The 2,768-nt window shown below is 62.5% G+C and carries 3 protein-coding genes; all 3 read left to right on the forward strand.

What is annotated here, in order from left to right; translation table 11 throughout:
* Positions 1–95 precede the first annotated feature (95 nt).
* Positions 96–1,301 (forward strand): site-specific integrase, encoded by a 1,206-nt coding sequence (locus tag QRN52_RS13855; protein ID WP_284753360.1) that lies wholly within the window; start codon positions 96–98, stop codon positions 1,299–1,301.
* On the forward strand, positions 1,298–2,236 hold the full coding sequence (locus tag QRN52_RS13860) for a tyrosine-type recombinase/integrase (protein WP_284753362.1): 939 nt from the start codon (positions 1,298–1,300) through the stop codon (positions 2,234–2,236). Before QRN52_RS13855 ends, QRN52_RS13860 begins: the two co-directional genes overlap by 4 nt.
* On the forward strand, positions 2,233–2,768 hold a 536-nt coding region (locus QRN52_RS13865; RefSeq protein WP_284753367.1), incomplete at its 3' end, for a tyrosine-type recombinase/integrase. The genes QRN52_RS13860 and QRN52_RS13865, both read left to right, overlap by 4 nt.

Raw genomic sequence — 2,768 nt, forward strand, 5'->3', positions numbered from 1 at the left:
CGGCCGTGGATCACCGTCCTGGTGGGCGTCTGGCCGGGGCGTTTTCTCCATAATCGCGGGGGCCATGCTTGTTTTCTCTACAAGGGAAGGTGAGCATGATGACGAGGTATTTCCAGGAACCAATGATTGGTCCTTTGGTGCCGTATGCGGAGGGATTCCGGGCGGTTCTGACCAGTCACGGGTACGCGAGGTCGACTGCGCAGCAGCACGTGTCGCTGGCTGGGAGGTTGAGCCGCTGGCTGGATCTGCACGGGTTGGATGCGGAGGCGCTGACCGATGCGGTGTTGCAGCTATTCCTGAATGATCTTGCCGGTGAGGGCGGGGGGCATCCGACTTCGGCTTCTTTTCGGATGTTGCTGTCCTACCTGCGGGGGCAGGGCCTCACGCCGGTGCCCGAACCGCCTCCTGATCCCGTTCCTCCGACACGTGTCGTTCTGGGCCGTTTTGAGGTGTATCTTCTGCAGGAACGCGCCCTGAGCGACGGGACGGTCCGCAACTACTCGCTCGGCGCAGGCCAGTTCATGGACTGGCTGGCCGGGCGCTCAACGACACTTGATGTCATGAGTGGGGCTGATGTCCTTACCTTCATCACCGGTATTTACCAGGTGCAGGCTGCCAGGAGCGTGAAGCTGTTGGTCACAGGGCTGCGGTCCTTTCTGCACTGGCTGTATCTGGAGGGGTTCATCGGCCAGTCGTTGGCACATGCCGTCCCGTCGGCTGCAGCCCACGGCCGGAGCCTTCCACAAGGGCTAAGCGCAACGGAACTTGAGGCACTGTTGGCCTCGTGTGATCAGGCCGCGGCGGCAGGCCGGCGAGACTACGCGGTTCTGGTGCTGATGAGCAGGCTGGGGTTGCGGTCCCTGGAAGTGGCGTCACTGACACTTCGGGACGTGGACTGGCGGGCCGGGGAGATCACCCTGCGGGGCAAGGGCCGATGCGAGGAGAAGCTGCCATTGCCGCACGATGTCGGATCGGCGATTGCCGGATATCTGCGTCTCGGCCGCCTGAAAACAGCCGGTGATTCGTTGTTTCTACGGGTCCGCGCACCACTGGGTGGGCTCACGTCCGCGGGAGTTTCCGAAATTGTTCTTGCCGCCGGCAAGCGTGCCGGGCTTGAGGGTATCCATGCGCACCGGCTCAGGCACACTGCAGCAACTCAGCTCCTGCGCGCCGGCGCGTCCATGGCCGACGTCGGGCAGGTGCTGCGCCACCGAAGCCCGGCCAGCACCGCGCTATACGCAAAGGTCGACTACGCTGCGCTGCGTGCGTTGGCGTTGCCTTGGCCCGGGAGCGGACTATGAGCGGCGCCGGGATTGACATGGCATTGGTGGCCGAACAGTACCTGTTGATGCGACGGAGCATGGGCTACAAACTGCATCAGCACGGGCAGTTGCTGCTGGACTTCGTCAGGTTTCTTGATGGCACCGGCGCCGCACATCTCACAACTGAACACGCATTGGCTTGGGCAACATTGCCCGCGGACGGCGCCCCGGAATGGTGGCATGGGCGGCTTGGCGTGGTGCGGGCCTTCGCCCGGTACCTGTTGATCTTTGATCCGCAAACCCAAGTGCCGGAGGCTTCCCTGCTGCCCGACGGTACTCATCGTTCCACGCCATACATTTTCGCTGACCAGGAACTCGACCGACTGCTCATCGCCGCCGGGGACCTCACGCCAAGCTTTCGGGCGCTAACCTACCGAAGCTACATCTCGTTGGTCGCTGTCACAGGAATGCGCCGCAGCGAAGCGACAGACCTGGATCTCACCGATATTGACTGGGACGAGGGCCTCCTATCAATCCGGGAAGCAAAATTCCGTAAGTGGCGCCAGCTGCCGCTGCACCCCAGCACGATCGCCGCGCTACGGGAGTATGTCGATGAACGGGAGCGGAAATTTCCTGGGTCAAAGCAGCCGGCGCTCTTCCTTTCCACCCGGGGAACCCGGCTCCTGGCAGATAACGCCAGCCAGGTCTTTGCCCATCTCGTCCGCCAGAGCGGAATGCCCGTCCTTGACCGCCATCACCAGCCACACCTGCACGATTTGCGGCACACATTCGCGGTGAAGACACTGCAGCGCTGGTATCGCTCGGGTGTCGACGCCGGGCCGATGCTGCCCCTGCTATCAACATATCTTGGGCACGGGGACCCGGACTCGACGTACTGGTATCTGAGTGCAACACCGGAACTGATGGGCCTGGTTTCCGATCGGGTGCGCTCCTACCTGCAGGAGGAACGATGACATCCCTTGCTCCGGTCCTGGAAGCATTCTTCACCCGACGGCTGCTGGGACAACGACAAGCGAGCCCGAACACCATCGCGGCCTACCGGGATGCCTTCCGCCTGCTCCTGCAATACGTCCGCCAGGAGACGGGAAAAGACCCGCAAAACCTGCATCTTGAAGACCTCGACGCCAGCCTCATCGGCGGTTATCTTTCGTGGCTAGAAACCGGCAGAGCATCCAGCATCCAAACCAGGAATGCCCGCCTAGCCGCCATCCGGGCCCTGTTCAGGTACGCGTCCTTCGACTATCCAGAGCATGCTGAACTTATCCAACGCGTGCTCGCGATCCCAGCCAAGCGTTCCGACAAGGCCATCGTGACCTACCTGACCGAGGCGGAAACGAATGACCTGCTCACCGCCCCGGACGCAACAACGTGGAGGGGACGACGAGACAGGACACTTTTGCTGATTGCCGTTGTCACCGGTCTGCGGGTCAGCGAATTGATCAACCTCACCGCCGCCGACCTGCACCTGGACGCCGGCGCCTATCT

The sequence above is a fragment of the Arthrobacter sp. efr-133-R2A-120 genome, from assembly GCF_030209835.1.
Taxonomy (GTDB): Bacteria; Actinomycetota; Actinomycetes; order Actinomycetales; family Micrococcaceae; genus Arthrobacter.